Here is a 17,112-nt window from a genome sequence, read left to right on the forward strand (position 1 = left end):
ACACAAATCCCGCAAACCCAATAACACCAACGTCCCAGCAAATATGCAAAAGTGCACCTGGGACGTAATGGAGTTCGTGGAAAATTAGAACAAATAAAAATATTTGGTTAGAATAAGAATTCCCATATCAAAACTTCTTGGCCAAAATGCAGATTATACAGGGATCATTTTATTAATTTTACCGATTTTCATTATTACGACCCTATCCTTAAAGGATCAGGGAGCGGGCGTGACAACGGTTATTTATAGCCGCAGCATCTCATCGTTTCAATTAGTGATGACGCGTTTTTTAGCCGTAGTTTGTGCAACGATTTTACCGGTGTTATTCGTAGCAATTTATGAAACGTACCGTGTTGTCTCGCTTTATCCAAATGAGTTGCTTGATTATTTCGCCTTTGTGGAGCACGCCTTTATTTGGCTATTACCAACGATACTTGTTGTCGTAGCGTTCGGTTTCTTTGTGACGGAATGGTCGGGCACGATTTTAGCCATTGTGTTACAGTTTGCGTTATTTTTTGTAACGATGTCGATTGGGCTGCAGCAAATGGAGGGTGGCTATAGCTTAGGGCTCATTGCACTTCGCCATAACATCATTGGCAATACGCAAGTGTATGTGGATCACCTTCAGGCACTGTGGATCAATCGGGTTAGTTATACGGCTTTAGCCTTCGTGTTACTTGGTTTAACAATAGGGCTTTATGAACAAAAGCGAAAGGGGATGCGCACTGCTTATGAATGGATTCAACACGTACTTCACGCTCGCCGTTCGTAATATTCGCCACTTTCAAGTACTTTCGTTTAGTGTAGCGGCACTGCTTTGCGGGAGCATGATTCCGTTATTTGGGGTCGTGCAGTTAACAGAAACGGCAACGATGCAAATTTTAGGTCGCTTTTTCCCGTTACTGGGGCTCGTACTTATTTCGCCAATCCTTCTGCATGAATTTGACGAAGACATTGCTTCAGTTATTTGGACGAAGCGACTTGCCTACTGGAAGGTCGTGTGTATAAGGCTCGTGACGGCATTATTGATAGTTGCTATCTTGTATGCTGTTTACTTAACGATTCTAGCGGTAAATGGTAGTGCGTTTTTATGGCGCCATGTCCTGTATAGCTTTATTAATTTGTTGTTTTTAGGAGGCTTAGCACTAGTCGCTATGGCACTAACAAAAAGTAGCACAGTCGGCTATATGGTAGCAATTATTTACTATGTCATGAATTTCTTCGTAGCGAAGCAATTAGGGGCATTTTATTTGTCCCAAATGAATGAGATGAAGTGGCTGTTACTAAGTTTAGCGTGCGGTAGCATTGCGGCAGCCATTTTTTATCGATGTACAAAAAAATAAGAAGATGAAACAAAAGCAAACAGCACTAAATCATGTGTTGTTTGCTTTTATTGTGTACATGAAGCGTAGTGCGATTTTAACCATTATAAATAATGATGCCTAAAACACTAAAAATCGCTGCAATCGGGGCACCCAGTGTGACAATGAGCTTTACTTTTTGTGCATCTCCAATCATTTTTAGTAGAATGTGATATGCAATTATCCCTATAAAGCCACCGAATCCATTTAAAATGACATCATCAATATCGGTTGCACCTACTTTAAAGACAAACTGCAAAACTTCAACAGACACGCTGATGAAAATGACCAAGAGCACATTTTTCACCACATTTTTTTCGCGAATAAAAAGTGATAAATAAAGACCTAATGGCACGAATAATACAATGTTGCCGATGACATTCGAAAATGAAAAAGCATGTAACAATGGATCATCGCTAAATAGAAAACTGCCAATGCTATAAAACGGCACGAGATTGACCGAGCTAAAATCACGTGCCTTCAGAAAGAGCAGCCCAAATAGCACAACCAAATAAAATACCAATACGGCGTATAGTAAAATATTGAGTAATAGTTTTTTTAGTTTTTTCATAATTTTTTCCTTTTCTAATGGCAGTGCTGGATGTGATTGAATGAGCTAGCTTTATGGTGCTCACATTTAAAATATCGGAACTAGCTTTTTTATTCAATCGTTAATTTGACCTGTCTTGTGAAATCATTAAAAATGGTCGTGCCAAGCACAAAAACGATTATTTTTATGATTCTTGTATTTCAAGAGGGATATAACCGTAATATTCTACTCAAAAAAGAAAACGACAAACGTTGAATTTACAGCGTTTGTCTTTTTTCTTAGTGATTCATTCAAATCCACTTATTTTATAGTTTATGAAAATAATTTGAAAGTGTGATAGGTAGAGTTAATGTTATTAAGCGTTGTAAAACCTTCTATTTCTTCACCGCATGGATATAATGAATCGTTTCGAAAGCTTGCAGGTCATCTTCACGATCTACAAAATGTCGATTTTGAATGTCTTGAGGTGCTAGATGCTCAAAGATGAGTAAGTCTTGCTGCGCTAATAATTGTTCTAATTGTGCAATAGATGAACAAAATTGCATCGGTTCACCAGAAGCTGCAGCCATTTGGACCATATTTTGTACACGGTTGAAAATGCCGGTTTCCGTAAATAAACGTTCATCGGCAATATCGAAAATAATCGAGCTGCCTTTAGGTAAATCTTTAAATAATGTACCGGCCCCATATACAATTCCTGTAACAAGAGCACAATTTGTGATGTTTTTATACCGACTTATGCAAGTAAAATAAAACTTATTAGGTACAGTGATTTTTCTGTAAATAGTCAAATAAAATAAAAAAATTAGCCCCAGCGAGACGAGAAACTTCTCAGATTGCTGGGGCTTTAGTAGGGTAGGAAGTCATTCAAAGAGAAAAGCCTGTAAACGTTGTTATATCAACGTTTACAGGCTATAAAAAATGATGGTCCCGACAAGTCTCGAACCTGCGACCCCCACCTTGTCGAATTTATCTGGCTAAATAAACCGAGTTAAATTAAACTCAATTAAGTTTAGAAAGCCTGATTTAATAAGGCTTTTGGGACAAGTAAAATCATTTCAGTTAAATAAAATCAGCACAAAAAAATAATTCTGCGGACAAATTGCGGACAAAAGAGTAAACAGGCGGTCTGTATTACTCTTTTTACAGGCTCTGAATTTGTAATTGATGGGATTAACAACCCAGTAATCGCAGTTATTTTTAAAAAATATTCATTATACCCTCGAAAAGTTGATTTTTTTGGGGGGCTATTTATTGCATATAGTATGGAAAAATTGAATATTATCTCAACTAATAGGAAAAAATATGTATAAAATACAGAGAAAGGAGAAATAAATGAATTATTTTTCCATTGTTTTATCTTGTCTTATTCTGATTCTTCTTATTGCGAGTGTTATGTACATTTTAGGCAGAAAATTTTCCTATAACTACATTTTATATAATGGACCTATTTCACTTGGGGTAGGGGTAATTTTTTTCTTAGGAAAAATGATTTTCTTTGAGACCAGAAATACAATGGAAAGCGGAGCAGATATTGCAATTACATTAATTCTTCTATTTGTATGGGGAATTGCACTTATTGAAACAATTGTCGTTGCAGTATTAGTGAATGGAAATGAAATTAAAGCTTCAATAAGAAATATGCAAACTCAATTAAAAAGTTGGGACATTAAGAAAATAAAAGAAAGATTTTAAATTATTTTTTAGCTGATGGAGTTCATTATGGTAATTAGTGGATACCTTAAATAAGACTGCTTAAAGCCGATAATTTTTAACATAATAAAAGTAATGTTAAAAATAAAAGGTGTGATTGGATTGAAAAAGGCAGTTTTTTAGATCGAGATGGAGTAATAAAAACAACGCCAAATAATATATGAATGAATTCAATCTCATTTTTGACAGACTTCTCTCTTTGAGTAAGTTGTCCTTTTTGAGCATATGCATCGCTACTATTCTATAGATAATTTGTTTGTGCGGATTTCTCCGTTTTATATGGACCGTTTAATACAGAAAACGGAAGTGAAAACGATCTCCACTTCCGTTTAATTATTTATTTTTAATGTTGTCTAAATTCATTAATGGTCTAAATTGTTACTTTGACGTTTTTAATTGTTGTTGAGCCATTGCAACTAATCGTTTTGTGATTTCTCCGCCAACAGAACCATTAGCTCTTGATGATGCTTCCGGACCAAGGTTTACTCCGAATTCCTGCGCAATTTCATACTTCATGTTATCTACCGCTTGGCGAGCGCCGGGTACGTTTAATTGATTTGATTTATTGTTTGAATTACTCATTGTGCATTCCTCCAATCAAGTTATCAGGTTTGTCGCCTGTGGAATTATTATGAGAGTAAAGCTTTAAATTATTCGTAACATCAGAAAAAAAGTGTCAATAAACTAAAAAAAGTGGTTAATTAGAATAAATAAAAGCATTGTTTTTTCTATAATTGAAAAAGAAGTGAAGGTTTATAATACTTGTGTATAAAGGCATTAAAAAATGTTAGTTACGCTATTCAACAAACAGTTCATATTGGGGGCTTTAGTTGCACTAACTAGCTATGTGATCTGTTACCCATCACCTAAAATAAATGAGCTATGCTTACACGTATGTAAGCATGGCTCATTTAATGGTTAGATACTTATGCCAAGTGAAACCAGTAAGTAGTTAAGTGAAATGATTGCAACAGAGATGTGTAACAATACGGTTAACCAATTCTTATGTGTCCCTTGAAAGTCTTGCACTAGCATAGCTACTGACCATATTAAAATAATTAGGTAAGCAAATTGTAATAGTATAGCTGGTAACATTATAAACCTCCTTTTCAATATCATATGAAATGAATAAGGGATGGATTCCGCTTGTTTTTTTTATAAGACCTGGAATACCCACACAAAATAGTACAATATTTATAAGGACTGTTACTTAAATGCTGCTGGCGTAAGATATCCAAGCGTTTGGTGAATTCGAATATTGTTAATTTCGAGCTGTTCAAGTGATTCATAGGTCATCTGGTACACAAATTCAATTTTAAAACTCTTATACGTTGCTTTCGTCGTCTGAACGGTTATCTTCCGCTTTGAAAGAACCCGTGTCTTGATGATTTTTAACCCAACGATCTAATGCAGATGGTGTATCAAGCGAATAAGCCCTTATCAAAAATTAGGACATAGGATATTGATGCTTCTTATAACCTTAAAATTGATGAAGGGTATAAACACTGTAAGGGAGAAAAACATTATTTAACTTTCTTTCTTGCCATTTATCCGGGAATGAGACGAGGCGAGCTTTTAGGGGTAAACTGGAGCGATATTGATTTGGTCAATAAAACAATTCATATTCAACGTTCGTTACAAAGGGTGTTGATGTTGTAAAGGTGTCCAAACGTTTAGGTCACGCGAATGCGAAAATCACATTAGAAACCTATGCGCACCTCGTTCCAAATGAAGAGAATGATTTAGCTGATATTTTTGAAAATGCACTGGAAAAAATCGCGTGAGCATTGCCTAAAAATCGAGGTTTCGTACAGGAAGTGTTCCAAAAGAAAAAACCTGTAAACGTTGTTATATCAACGTTTACAGGCTGTGGAAAGTGATGGTCCCGACTGGTCTCGAACCAGCGACCCCCACCTTGTCGAGGTGATGCTCTCCCAACTGAGCTACAAGACCATGTAAGATACATAAAGAAGCTTAAAAATGTTCTTACATAGAATAATAGCATAAGAGGCGGTGGTGGTACATAGAAAACCACCACTATTTTACTTTTCATGTTATTATTTCAAATAGTAATGATCGCGAACACATTCCTCTTACTAATCAGCGTTTTTTCTTCTTATCGTCTAGTAGCAATGTTTCTTTTTTAACTAATTTTTCAAGGACTAAATGAACATGATATTTGTCTTCGGCAATTTGGGCGATATTTACAACTTTCCCTTTACGGCCTTTGATTTTGATATTTTCATCAACTTCCGGAATACGTCGTAAACATTGGCTTAGTGCAGGTGAGTTATTTTCAAAATAATGAATGGCATACATTTTTATAATCTCCTTGTAAACTCAAATGAAAGATTGAGTGAATTTTTCTCAATTTATGATGATTCTCTTGTAGATAGAACTATCATAAAAGGGAGATTAAAAAAATTGAGAGAAATGGATTCAGGATTCCAATAATAGAATAGGGTAATCGAATGAATTGAGGTGTAGATGGAATGACGAAAAAATGGGGTTTAATAAGTGTTCTTGGATTTGGTATGTATGTTGTGGCGATGTATTTCTATTTTTTTCATAGCCAGGATAGTGGGATACCCGCAACGCTTAAAGGAACGGTAGTAGATCCAAACAGTTTTATGTCAGCACAGGAATTGGTGTTAAGTAAGGATTTAGCGAAAATAAGAAATTTCCTTTTTTTTATTGCAACACCGTTTGAATGGTTTCTTTACTTTATTATTTTAATTTCTGGTATTTCACATTTGTTTGAGAAATGGAGCCCTGTACAAAAAAAATGGGCAATTTGGCGAAATGCTGTGTATTTATTTTTACTATCAATTTTAGTATTTATCCTCAAATTCCCACTAGACTATTATCAGTATTCTCTAAGCAAAAGCTATGGCATTAGTACGCAACTTTTTTCCTCATGGATGAGGGATAATGTTATTGATTTTTGGATGGAGTTTGGGATGTTAGTTATAATCGTAACAGTTCTCTATTGGCTCATTAAAAAGAGTACAAAGAGATGGTGGTTATATGCATGGGCGTTAACCGTGCCATTTTCAATTTTCCTTATGTTCATCCAACCAGTCGTGATCGATCCAATATACAATGATTTTTATCCACTAAAAGATAAAGAATTAGAGACGAAGATTCTTTCACTAGCAGAGCAAGCAGATATTCCTTCTGAACATGTGTATGAAGTGAATATGGCGGAGAAGACAAATGCTTTAAATGCGTATGTGACCGGGATTGGTGCAAATTCAAGGATAGTGCTGTGGGATACGACATTGAACCGATTAACGGATGAGGAAATACTCTTCATTATGGCACATGAGATGGGGCACTACGTCATGAAGGATATTTATATAGGCATCGCTGGATATTTGTTGACAACGCTTATTGGACTTTGGTTAATCGCAAAAATCATGCCTTGGATGATTCTTCGTTATGGATCACTATTAAAAATTAAAAAAATGAGCAATATTAACTCATTACCTTTGTTTTTATTGATTTCATCTTTTCTATTATTCTTCTCAAGCCCATTGTCGAATATGGTCTCACGTTATCAGGAACAAAGAGCCGATCAATATGCCATGGAACTAGTTGAAGATCCTGAGGCAGCGGTCTCGGCTTTTCAACAGCTGACAAAAGCTGGACTAGGTGAAGTAAACCCATCAACACTTGTCAAATGGTTCCGTTATTCACATCCACCGATGATAGAAAGAATAAAAAAAGTAGCTGATCAAACTAAAAGGGAATAAAGTGAAATTCCTCAAATAATAGTTTTCAAGAAAGCTGTATTTCACATGGTGGAATACAGCTTTATCTTATCTACAACAAAAAAGAATATTGAATAGAGAATAACTCCATTTCAATATTCCTTCTTCTATTTTTATAAATTTCCATACCATTCCAACAACACTCACAAGCCAATCAATTACCAGGCACACCAAGTAAGGATAGGGGGAATTGAAAAAAATAAACTTACAATTTACCCAAGCATATTATGTTTTACGACTTCATAAGCTTGGCAAATATGTTGGAAAGCTTCTTTGTCCTCAGCAATCATTTCTACTGCGATTTCATATAAATCAGACGTGTCTGTAGTTACTAGGTCATTTAATACGGCTGCTTCTATCTTTTCAACAAAGGATAAAATTTCTGCGTTCATATATGTCAACTCCGAATCAGTTATTTGTTACTATAAATATACACCAAATAGAAGTCTGACCTCAACGGATAGTAAGAGAAAAGTACATGAAAACGTTCACAATATGACAACAAAATGAACTAGACTTATTTTCGCTTATTGGAAGCGTTTTCCTACAAATCGTCGCAATATTAAGAATTAAAAAATCTGTTTCAAAAGATCCAAAAATCAATTGAAACAGATTATGAAACGTAAATGCTTAATCTACCAATAATTTTGCAGAGATGCGTTCTACTTGTTACAGTTATTTAAGTAACTTTTACTGATACACCTACTGCCAGTGTATTTTCCTCATCTTTACCTTTAAACTCTCACTACATCCGAAAACACCGCATCAACCCCAAGTGCATCCATCTGCCCAGCAATCTTCGCATTATTCACGGTATAGGCTCTCACAATAACCCCATTTTTAATGGCCTGCTGAATAATGGAACGTTTGCCGTAATAGTAGGGGATATGAATCGCCTCGCAACCGAATAGTTTCACATAGTCTTCGAGCTTCGTAACGAGAGAAGCAAATAACAGGGCTGTTTTCACGTTCGGCATGATTTGCTGAAAGCGCGCAATACTTTCATGATTAAACGAAGAAATGATGATCCGTTCTTGTAACCCAAAGTTTAGGATTTCCTGGGCAATTAATGCCTCGATGCCTTCATACTCAAATATATCTGATTTAATTTCAATGTTAATTTGATAATCCGTGTCCTTAAAAATAGCGAGCACTTCCGCTAAAGTAGGGATTTTCTGCCCAGCAAATTCCTCTGCAAACCACGAGCCATAATCAAACGCTCGTAGCTCCACTAAACTTAAATCTTTCACAAAACCTTTCCCATTTGAAGTACGATTAATCGATTCATCATGGATGACGACAAGCTGCTGATCCTTCGTTAAATGGACATCAAACTCGACACCCCATACATCAAGCTTTGCTGCTTCTTCAAAAGCAATCAACGTGTTTTCTGGAAATTTCGCACTGTAACCGCGATGCGCAAGTATATTCAATATTTCCACCTTCCTTCCTTTTATTTACTTTTGAAATCATTTTAGCATAAAGTATTCAAAATAAAAAAAGCGATTTCACTTCGAAATGTGAAATCGCTAATGAATCGTTTATAAAACCACTTTAATTTCTTGCCATTTTTCTAATGCTACTTTTTCATCGAGCATGCTAAAGAGGCGATAATTTTCGTCGTCTAAAATGCGATAATGCTTGCTTAAAAGGTTTTGTTGCAAGCGGAATTTTTTGTGTTCTTCGATATTTTTCCACCAAATGTAGCCACCCATTGTTTTTTCCTTTGGTGTAATAATGACATCATGTACTGTGAGTTCAATGACTTCCATTGGATCGCCGCCAATTTGATTCTGCAAGGTTGGACTATTGTGAAAGAGGGCACAAATGGCAATCGTTGTTGTCCAGTTCGCTAATATGCGTCCTTTTTCAATTTGAACGAGTGTCTTTTTGGAAATCCCTAATATTTCTGCCATTTTATCTTGTGTATAGTCATTTTCAGTCCGAATGAGCTTCAGGTTTTCGGACGTGATTTGTGTAATGCTCTCTCTGTCCATCGAATCACCTCGTGTAATAATACACTAAATATAACATATTGTTAGTTCCGAATCATTCGGAGTCTTTTCCTTTATCGAGTAGCTTATTTGAAATGACTAACCCAATTGCACCAATAATAATGAAGGAAATTGAACGAATGAGTAGGTCAAGCGCTGACAAGTCAAAGAAAATCATTTTCACGATACCGAAAAATAATAACCCAATGCCTGCTAGTTTTAAGTTTCGATAGTCTCGTTTCGCTGCTAAAAATAGTGATAAACAAGCAGCAATGAAAATCGATACTGTATTTAGTATAACTGCTGAGTTCCAGTTGATTTGTTGATGAAAAATCATAAAGTTTGTTAAGCCGAACATCGCGATGATTGAAACAATCATGACTATAATAGTTAGTTGCTCCGTATAACCTTCTAAAATATCGGCGTAATTTTTATAAATAGCCCCACGTTTCCAAATATCAACAAGGATTGCCCAAAGGAGACCTATATAAAGTAGGCGCATAATGAGTGCCAACATAACCGTTTGATCCTCCACCCAAACACTTGAAAAAAGAGAAAGTACAGCAACAATATAAACCGCACCAGCGATTGCCGGTAGGAGGCGACCAACTACGTCCCGTTTTATAATAAGTAACGTAGCAAAGAAGAGCGCGATTACCAAATATGTTAAATAGGTCGTAAAGTGATCTGGCATATGTGTTATATCGATTTTCCAAATATAAACGAGCGCGGCACCATAAATGAGTATTGGGAACACATCTTCTCGCGCTATCATTGACATCGTGTCATCTTCATGTGAAATGCTATACTTGCGAAGCGTGCGGTACAAGATTACAAGCATCCCGATTATTAAAAGTTGCACTAAATGCTCAATGGATACAACTGGTTGAACGTCAAAGAAGATAAACACAAATAGCCCAAGAATCGTAAAGACAAAGGTATACATCCATTTCATAAATCGAATGGCATGCTTCACCGCAAGGATTAAACCTGCAAATGCAACAATGACACATAATAATAAAATAACATCTCCTGAAATATTCAGTTGTGCAATGAAAGTTAATAATGTCAGTACTGTTAATGTCGCAACAATATCGAGTAACAGTTTATCTTTACGTTTAAACACGATGTACGTGACAAAGCTCAAAATGCCAACTAGTATTAGCACAATGTATGGTGCTGCATCTTTATGAAGAAGCATGAGATTTATTGCTGTTAAGACAGAGATTGTAAAGCTAAATAGTATACCTGCATGAAGTTTATTTTCACCAGGATATAACTGCAAGTAGCTCACTAAAAATAGGCTATATAGTAGAACAAGTGCGATTGCAAAAAATACGATTTGCTCTATATGAAAACCTGAAACAATACATAACGCTAAAACTGAAAAGGCCATGCCGATATAAAGAGCTTTACGCTGTTTATGTTTTAAAATCACGACCTGCACGACTGTAAATAGCAGTACAATAAAAATACCGATAATCATTGTGCTAAATTCCATATATTCCAGTAAATACGGGAGTAATAAGGATGTAAAGACAACGAGCGCGGTTAATGCTTCGTTACCCTTCATATAGCTAATTGCGACACCGTAAACGATGTAAATGAGTGCAATAATAAGTGCTGTATAAAGGCCAAGCACATCATACAAAATTGCACCAGCTGCGGTTACCAAAATCCCAACAATGAACGCGCCACCATAGAGTGAAAGGGCGACAACACGCGATCCCTTTTTCTTTTTATCCATCACAAAGGCACAAACGCTAAGCCCAATCGATAACACAAAGCCAGCAATAATTTTGATACTATCCGATAAAAATCCATAATCACTAACAAGTTTTAATCCCCAAAGGACCCCAAGCACTAAAATAACCATAAAGATTTTCGGTAACGCGCGCGTAAACAGTTCCTCTAGCGAACGTTTTTCTTTTTCTAGTATAGGTTCTTCCAGTTGCATATTTGTTTGTACAGATTCTTCCCCATGTTCTTGTTTAATTGGTGCAACGTATGCAGGAGTTAACGCCTTTTTAGCGGGCTCAAATGATGTATGTTGCTTTAAGTGTTGAACTTCCGAGCGTAAATCCGAAACTTCCTTTTCCAGTGCTACGATGCGGTCGAGCATTTTTGTTTCGTGGTCCATGTCTTCCACCTCTCTTTAAAAGTAATTTTACCTATTTAGTGTAATATTACACTTTTATATAGAGCGTGTAAATTATTATTTCGTTGTTTTTTCTTAAGATGTAGTGCATATCGGTATAAAATAAGCGATTTCACCAAAGATGTGAAATCGCCCATGATTAACCCATTATATGATAGCCACTATCGATATAAATTGTTTCACCCGTAACCCCACGAGAGAGGTGACTAAGCATCACGATCGTCATATCTGCAACTTCTTCTTGATTTGTATTGCGTTTTAGTGGAGCAGTTTCTTCAATTTTGCGCAAAATTTGATTGAAGCTTGGGACACCTTTTGCTGCTAATGTACGGATAGCACCAGCTGAAATCGCATTTACGCGAATATTATCAGCGCCAATATCTGCTGCTAAATAACGCATCGAAGCTTCTAAAGCAGCCTTCGCAACACCCATGACATTGTAGCCATCTAGCACGCGTTCAGCTCCTAAATAAGACATTGTTACAATCGAACCACCATCTGCCATATAAGGTTTTGCTGCTTTTGCAACAGCAATTAATGAATAAGCACTTGTATCTTGTGCGAACGCATAACCATCGCGAGACGTTTCTACAAAGCGATTGTGTAAATCTTCGGCATGTGCAAATGCTACTGAATGCACAATTCCGTGAATGACTTGAAATTTTTCGCCGATGGATTGAAATGCATTTTGAATGCTTTCATCACTATTGACATCACATTCAATAATCGTAGTTGAATGCTCCGAATAATCAGTTAGTAATTTTTCGATTTTACCTTTAGAACGTTCTTTACGATATGTGAAAATGACATTTGCTCCAACTTGAAATAGCTTTTTTGCAATTCCCCAAGCAATGCTGCGCTCATTGGCAACGCCCATCACGACAACATTTTTCCCCTGTAATTGTAATAAATCCATTGTTACACCCCTAAAATAGTTAGTTATTATTAGTACCTACTACTAACAATAACTATAACATTCGAAAAAATGTTGTGCAATAAAATTTTACATAAAAAAACGACTCTCTCATTTTGCAATGAAAGAGTCGTTTTTAAGAAATACTATTCAAATTTTAAAGAATCGCCATCGAATGTTTCTTCTGCAACTTTAATTGAATCAGTTGGGCAGCCTTCGAATGCATCTTGCATGTCTTCTAGTAGATCTTCTGGAACTTCTGTAGTACCCATGTTATCATCTAAAATAACGAAAGCAATTCCTTCATCATCATAATCATAAATGTCTGGTGCAGCAGCGCCGCAAGCGCCACAAGCGATGCAAGTGTCTTTATCTACGATTGTATATTTTGGCATTATTACCTCTCCTTTGTCCGTTCGCTCCGTCAAGCTCTTATTTATTCTAAATGTGTTTTTCACACATTTCAACCTAATACTACGAAAATGAGGGATTTGATTTGCTATTTCAACAAATTCTTTTAAAAATACTAACATCTTTTCAAAATGAGCGAACAATTTCTGCTGCCTATCATTTATTAAAAGGCAAGCGCTCTGGTCAAACCATTCAAGATGTTGGTCTATTCAAATTGTATCAGTTTTTTGGACTTTTACCAAAATTAACGCGTCCAAAATTTGATGAACAAATTGACATATTATTTGCGAAAAATACTATTGTAATAGAAGAAAACGGCTATTTCCAAATGACTGCTGAAGGAAAAAAACTTGCAGAAGAGCCGCTACCATTTGCCTTTGATAGCTGGCATTACCGTGGCAATGAACATCTGTTCTTTGCAAGATTATCGCTCGTTAGTCAAAGTTTATCGCATCAAACAAACGGAGTAAGAGCGTTTATCCCAATTGAACGTAATGAAACGGTCCAACACTGGGTACGAAATTTCCTAGTGAAGAATCACTTTCAACAGCAAAAATTACAGCAAGTTCTATATGAAGAAATGGAGCAAAGTTTACAAAATTTAAAAGTAGAAGAAAAAATAAAAGATTTACTAATCTATCGGTTAACAGGCTATGAACAACCAGGCTATACATGGCAGCAGCTAGCTTTTGGGTATCATATGCAAGAAATGGATGTGCAACTTCTTTATATAAGTGGTTTGCATCAATGGTTAATGGAAATCGAAAATAATGATGGCTACCCAATTTTGCAACAATTAGCAGAAGGTATCCGTGTAGAAGCCATATTAACGGATTCAGCTAATACAACGGCCAAGCTTTATAACAAGGGCTATTCGCTTGAACAAATTAGTCTTATGCGAAAATTAAAAACAAGTACTATTGAAGATCATTTAGTGGAACTGGCGATGAATGATACCCATTTTTCAATTGAACAGTTCGTATCGAAGGAAGAACAGCAGCAAGTAATTCAAACTGTGGAAGCCTATGATACGAAAAGGCTACGAACATTACATGAAATTTTGCCACAAATTAGTTATTTTCAATTGCGCCTAGCCTTAGCGAAGGGAGTTGAGAACGTATGAATTTAGAAGAAACTTTACAACGCTATTTCGGTTATGACTCTTTTAGACCAGGACAAAAAGAAATTATTCAAAGTTTACTAGATGGACAAGATGTTGTGGCCATTTTACCGACTGGGATGGGGAAATCACTGTGTTATCAGCTACCTGGATATCTTTTTAATAAGCCTGTTTTAATCGTTTCACCGCTGCTTTCATTAATGCAAGATCAAGTCGACCAATTAAAGCAAATGGGTGAAAAACGTGTGGTGGCGTTGAATTCATTTTTAACACAACAACAAAAAAATTACGCATTGCATTTTTTACATGAATACCGTTTTATTTTTATTTCACCAGAGATGCTGATTCAGCCGCAAGTCAAAGCGCGGCTTGCCTCGATGGAATTATCACTTATTGTGGCAGATGAAGCACATTGTATTTCGCAATGGGGTTACGATTTCCGTCCGGATTATTTACGAATTGGTGAAGTCATTTCTGAAACAAATCGACCACCAATCTTAGCATTATCTGCAACTGCAACGGAAAGTGTATTACTAGATATTGGGCAGTATTTACAGATGAAAGAACCGTTCACGTTTAAACATTCAGTGAATCGCCCCAATATTCATTTAGCCAAAAAACTTTTCTCCAATAAGGATGAAAAAATTACGTGGATACTTGAGCATGTCAATCGTACGGCAGGGCCAGGAATTATTTATACCCAGTCACGTGCGAAGGCGGAAGCAATTAGTTTAGCATTATTGCAGCAAAATATTTCTGCGGCTGCCTACCATGCCGGAAAAGAAATGCAGGATCGTCAATTTATTCAGCAACAATTTTTAACAGGGCACTTACAATGGATTGTTGCGACGAATGCTTTTGGTATGGGGGTTCATAAAAATGATGTACGCCAAGTCATCCATGAAACAATGCCATCTACTATTTCGAATTATATGCAGGAAATTGGTCGTGCTGGACGTGATGGGGAGTCTTCGGTTGCGATCCTTTTATATTGTGAAGGGGACGAGCAATACGCGAAGTTTATCGTATCAGAAGATTTGCCGAAGGACTTCCATATTGACCGGTTTGTTCAATATATACAATCTGGCGAGCAACCAACAGCGATGCTTGCAAATGGAGAAATTCCGGAAGTAGCTTTTCGTGTCTTAAGTTACTGGCTTGAACGTGAATCTGTTGAACATGTGAAACAGCGCATGCAGGCGATTCAGACGAAAAAGTTTGATGAAGTAACTGAGATGCAAAAATTGATAGAATCACCAACTTGTATGCGAGAACAAGTTGTCGAATACTTTGGTCAGCAGCTTGAACAAAAACAAGAAAATTGTTGCTCTAACTGCGGACTCGAATTAAATCAGTTAATTCATGAGAGAACAGATGAAGAAAATATAAATGATTATGCAACTTGGCAACAAAGATTGCGTCAAATACTATTACGATAGTTGGAAACTATTGTTGAACCGTTTACTTTTTTGTAGAAATTCGTCATAATAAGGGTAGTATGTTAATAGAGTTGGAGGTTTTAGCTGTGGCGAAAGAAGATTACCGTGAAAAGGTAGAAGAGCATCGTCAAGAGATTGATTTACATAATGAGTCAGAAGCGAAATTGTCTCGTGTAAGCCGTCATCATAAAAAAGATGCCAAAAAACAAAAAAATCCAATAATGACAGTTTTAGTAGTTATTTTTATTTTTATTCCATTAAGCATTTTGGGTTATGTATTATTTATTTTTGATCCAGGTACGAAGCAGAATGATGTTGTAAAAGAAGATGAAAAAGATCAGTTAGTAGAAATTATAAAACAAGATCCAAATGAAGTGAAAGTGGTAGAGTCAGCGGAAAAAGATGACGAAGCCGAAGAGAAAAAAGATGACACTGATGCAAAGGCTAATGATGAAGCTGAAAAAGAACGTCTAGCCGCTGAAGAAGCTAAAAAAGCGGAAGAGCAAAAGCAAGCAAAAGCAACAGAACAAAAGAAAGTAAAAGATGCTGAGTCAGCACAAAAAGTTGCTGCACAAAAAGCAAAAGAACAAGAAGAAAAGAAAAAAGCTGAGGCACAAAAAGCGGCTGCACAAAAAGAACAAAAAACACATACGGTACAATCGACTGACAATTTATATCGTATTGCATTAAAATATTACGGTGATGGAAGTCCAGCGAGTATCGAAAAAATTAAAGCAGCAAATAATTTAAGTTCTGATAGTATTTCAACAGGACAAGTATTAATCATTAACCCGTAGTAATATAGTTTATATAGTGAATATGAAAAAGACGAACCGTGTAGTGGTGCTCGTCTTTTTCTTTTGAAGTGGAGGAAAAAAGTATGACGATTCTTTTTATCGTCGTTGTCGCTTGTGTCCTTTTATTATTGGCTATGGTTAAACAAGCCTATGAAAACAATGTTCGAAAACATCGACTAAAGGCAAACGGTAAAAAAGAAACAATTCGTTTATTTTTTATTTCAGATACACATGCACGAAAAATCAACGAGCGAATGATAAAAAAGCTAGATGGCCATTTTGATGCCGTCCTTGTTGGCGGCGACTTTGTCGATAAACGTACAACCGAACAAAAATTATTGCAAAATATCCATCTACTTCAACGACTAGCCCCCGTTTACTTTGTATGGGGGAACAATGATATCGAGTTTGGAGAAAAGAAGCTTCGTCAACTATTCGTACAAAATCACGTACAAATAATAGAAAATGAATCGATTAGTTTACCGAGTGTAAATCATGTACGGGTAAGTGCAGTTAGTTATAGTCCAAATGAACAAAAAATCCAGGAAGCTGTGGCAAATTGTACGGAAGAAACCACGGTTTTTATCGCACATAATCCACAAAAATTTTCGAAAGTATATCGTCAATTTCAACCATTCCTTAGTTTGGGTGGTCATTTACATGGTGGGCAAATTCGTCTTGGCCCTTATGGAATTCAGCCACATGGTTATTTCAAAAAAACTAAAGACCGTTATGAACTCGTGAGCAATGGGTATGGTACGACACTGTTACCACTTCGTTTTTGTGCAAAACCAGAGTGCCATGTTATTGAAATAATTTTTGAGTGAAAAGAAAGCGATGAATAAAAAATAGCAGTATAATGAATGCAGTGTAAAAATTTAAG

20 protein-coding genes and 1 tRNA gene are annotated in these 17,112 nt (G+C 36.2%); 9 read left to right on the forward strand and 12 right to left on the reverse strand.

Annotation, left to right across the window (positions count from 1 at the left end; all coding sequences use genetic code 11):
• Window positions 1-103: 103 nt before the first annotated feature.
• Window positions 104-772 carry a hypothetical protein gene (locus DCE79_RS05845; protein WP_108712174.1) on the forward strand — a complete coding sequence of 223 codons (669 nt, stop codon included), beginning with the start codon at window positions 104-106 and terminating at the stop codon, window positions 770-772.
• Window positions 732-1,343, forward strand: coding sequence for a hypothetical protein (locus DCE79_RS05850; protein WP_135841890.1), 612 nt, complete (start codon window positions 732-734; stop codon window positions 1,341-1,343). The genes DCE79_RS05845 and DCE79_RS05850 overlap by 41 nt, the downstream gene beginning before the upstream one ends.
• A gap of 76 nt (window positions 1,344-1,419) precedes the next feature.
• On the opposite strand, the gene DCE79_RS05855 is transcribed toward DCE79_RS05850, so the two are convergent.
• Together DCE79_RS05855 and DCE79_RS05860 are read right to left on the reverse strand one after the other, a co-directional pair.
• On the reverse strand, window positions 1,420-1,932 hold the full coding sequence (locus DCE79_RS05855) for a VanZ family protein (protein WP_108712176.1): 513 nt from the start codon (window positions 1,930-1,932) through the stop codon (window positions 1,420-1,422).
• A 353-nt stretch (window positions 1,933-2,285) separates the two neighbouring features.
• Window positions 2,286-2,702, reverse strand: a complete 417-nt coding sequence (locus DCE79_RS05860; RefSeq protein WP_108712177.1) for a hypothetical protein — start codon at window positions 2,700-2,702, stop codon at window positions 2,286-2,288.
• Between the two features lie 544 nt (window positions 2,703-3,246).
• On the opposite strand from DCE79_RS05860, the gene DCE79_RS05865 reads away from it, so the two are divergent.
• Entirely contained in the window at window positions 3,247-3,606 is a 360-nt protein-coding gene (locus tag DCE79_RS05865; RefSeq protein ID WP_108712178.1) for a hypothetical protein, read from the forward strand.
• Between the two features lie 396 nt (window positions 3,607-4,002).
• Here DCE79_RS05865 and DCE79_RS05870 read toward each other — a convergent pair whose 3' ends face one another.
• Together DCE79_RS05870 and DCE79_RS18940 are read right to left on the reverse strand one after the other, a co-directional pair.
• Window positions 4,003-4,206: an alpha/beta-type small acid-soluble spore protein gene (locus tag DCE79_RS05870; protein ID WP_108712179.1), complete on the reverse strand. Its 204-nt coding sequence runs from the start codon at window positions 4,204-4,206 to the stop codon at window positions 4,003-4,005.
• A 624-nt stretch (window positions 4,207-4,830) separates the two neighbouring features.
• Entirely contained in the window at window positions 4,831-5,028 is a 198-nt protein-coding gene (locus DCE79_RS18940) for an IS3 family transposase (protein ID WP_369916809.1), read from the reverse strand.
• A 257-nt stretch (window positions 5,029-5,285) separates the two neighbouring features.
• Here DCE79_RS18940 and DCE79_RS18595 point away from each other — a divergent pair, with 257 nt between their 5' ends.
• Complete coding sequence (locus tag DCE79_RS18595; protein ID WP_199912302.1) at window positions 5,286-5,408, forward strand: integrase; 123 nt, start codon at window positions 5,286-5,288, stop codon at window positions 5,406-5,408.
• Between the two features lie 96 nt (window positions 5,409-5,504).
• Here the strand turns inward: DCE79_RS18595 and DCE79_RS05880 are convergent.
• Together DCE79_RS05880 and DCE79_RS05885 are read right to left on the reverse strand one after the other, a co-directional pair.
• A tRNA-Val gene (locus DCE79_RS05880) sits at window positions 5,505-5,577 on the reverse strand.
• A gap of 147 nt (window positions 5,578-5,724) precedes the next feature.
• Entirely contained in the window at window positions 5,725-5,943 is a 219-nt protein-coding gene (locus DCE79_RS05885; RefSeq protein ID WP_108712181.1) for a hypothetical protein, read from the reverse strand.
• A 173-nt stretch (window positions 5,944-6,116) separates the two neighbouring features.
• Between DCE79_RS05885 and DCE79_RS05890 the strand changes: the two genes are divergently transcribed.
• Entirely contained in the window at window positions 6,117-7,379 is a 1,263-nt protein-coding gene (locus DCE79_RS05890) for a M48 family metallopeptidase (protein WP_108712182.1), read from the forward strand.
• Between the two features lie 230 nt (window positions 7,380-7,609).
• On the opposite strand, the gene DCE79_RS05895 is transcribed toward DCE79_RS05890, so the two are convergent.
• The 6 genes from DCE79_RS05895 to DCE79_RS05920 all read right to left on the reverse strand — a co-directional run bounded on the left by DCE79_RS05895 (window position 7,610) and on the right by DCE79_RS05920 (window position 12,857).
• Window positions 7,610-7,789 (reverse strand): hypothetical protein, encoded by a 180-nt coding sequence (locus DCE79_RS05895; RefSeq protein ID WP_108712183.1) that lies wholly within the window; start codon window positions 7,787-7,789, stop codon window positions 7,610-7,612.
• A gap of 342 nt (window positions 7,790-8,131) precedes the next feature.
• Window positions 8,132-8,830 carry a glycerophosphodiester phosphodiesterase gene (locus tag DCE79_RS05900; protein ID WP_108712184.1) on the reverse strand — a complete coding sequence of 233 codons (699 nt, stop codon included), beginning with the start codon at window positions 8,828-8,830 and terminating at the stop codon, window positions 8,132-8,134.
• 108 nt (window positions 8,831-8,938) lie between these two features.
• Complete coding sequence (locus DCE79_RS05905) at window positions 8,939-9,394, reverse strand: helix-turn-helix transcriptional regulator (RefSeq protein ID WP_108712185.1); 456 nt, start codon at window positions 9,392-9,394, stop codon at window positions 8,939-8,941.
• Between the two features lie 52 nt (window positions 9,395-9,446).
• The gene (locus tag DCE79_RS05910) at window positions 9,447-11,531 is read right to left on the reverse strand and encodes a DUF2339 domain-containing protein (RefSeq protein WP_108712186.1); all 2,085 of its coding nucleotides are present in this window, start codon (window positions 11,529-11,531) and stop codon (window positions 9,447-9,449) included.
• Window positions 11,532-11,688: 157 nt separating this feature from the next.
• Complete coding sequence (fabI, locus tag DCE79_RS05915) at window positions 11,689-12,465, reverse strand: enoyl-ACP reductase FabI (RefSeq protein ID WP_108712187.1); 777 nt, start codon at window positions 12,463-12,465, stop codon at window positions 11,689-11,691.
• A 143-nt stretch (window positions 12,466-12,608) separates the two neighbouring features.
• Window positions 12,609-12,857, reverse strand: coding sequence for a ferredoxin (locus tag DCE79_RS05920; protein ID WP_108712188.1), 249 nt, complete (start codon window positions 12,855-12,857; stop codon window positions 12,609-12,611).
• A gap of 101 nt (window positions 12,858-12,958) precedes the next feature.
• Here DCE79_RS05920 and DCE79_RS05925 point away from each other — a divergent pair, with 101 nt between their 5' ends.
• The 4 genes from DCE79_RS05925 (at window position 12,959) to DCE79_RS05940 (ending at window position 17,056) form a co-directional block, all read left to right on the forward strand.
• Window positions 12,959-13,996, forward strand: a complete 1,038-nt coding sequence (locus DCE79_RS05925; protein ID WP_108712189.1) for a YpbB family protein — start codon at window positions 12,959-12,961, stop codon at window positions 13,994-13,996.
• Complete coding sequence (locus tag DCE79_RS05930; protein ID WP_108712190.1) at window positions 13,993-15,432, forward strand: RecQ family ATP-dependent DNA helicase; 1,440 nt, start codon at window positions 13,993-13,995, stop codon at window positions 15,430-15,432. The genes DCE79_RS05925 and DCE79_RS05930 overlap by 4 nt, the downstream gene beginning before the upstream one ends.
• Window positions 15,433-15,518: 86 nt before the next feature.
• Window positions 15,519-16,229, forward strand: coding sequence for a LysM peptidoglycan-binding domain-containing protein (locus DCE79_RS05935; RefSeq protein ID WP_108712191.1), 711 nt, complete (start codon window positions 15,519-15,521; stop codon window positions 16,227-16,229).
• 83 nt (window positions 16,230-16,312) lie between these two features.
• Entirely contained in the window at window positions 16,313-17,056 is a 744-nt protein-coding gene (locus DCE79_RS05940) for a metallophosphoesterase (RefSeq protein ID WP_108712192.1), read from the forward strand.
• The last annotated feature ends 56 nt before the right edge of the window (window positions 17,057-17,112 follow it).

This window comes from Lysinibacillus sp. 2017 (genome assembly GCF_003073375.1).
Lineage (GTDB): Bacteria > Bacillota > Bacilli > Bacillales_A > Planococcaceae > Solibacillus.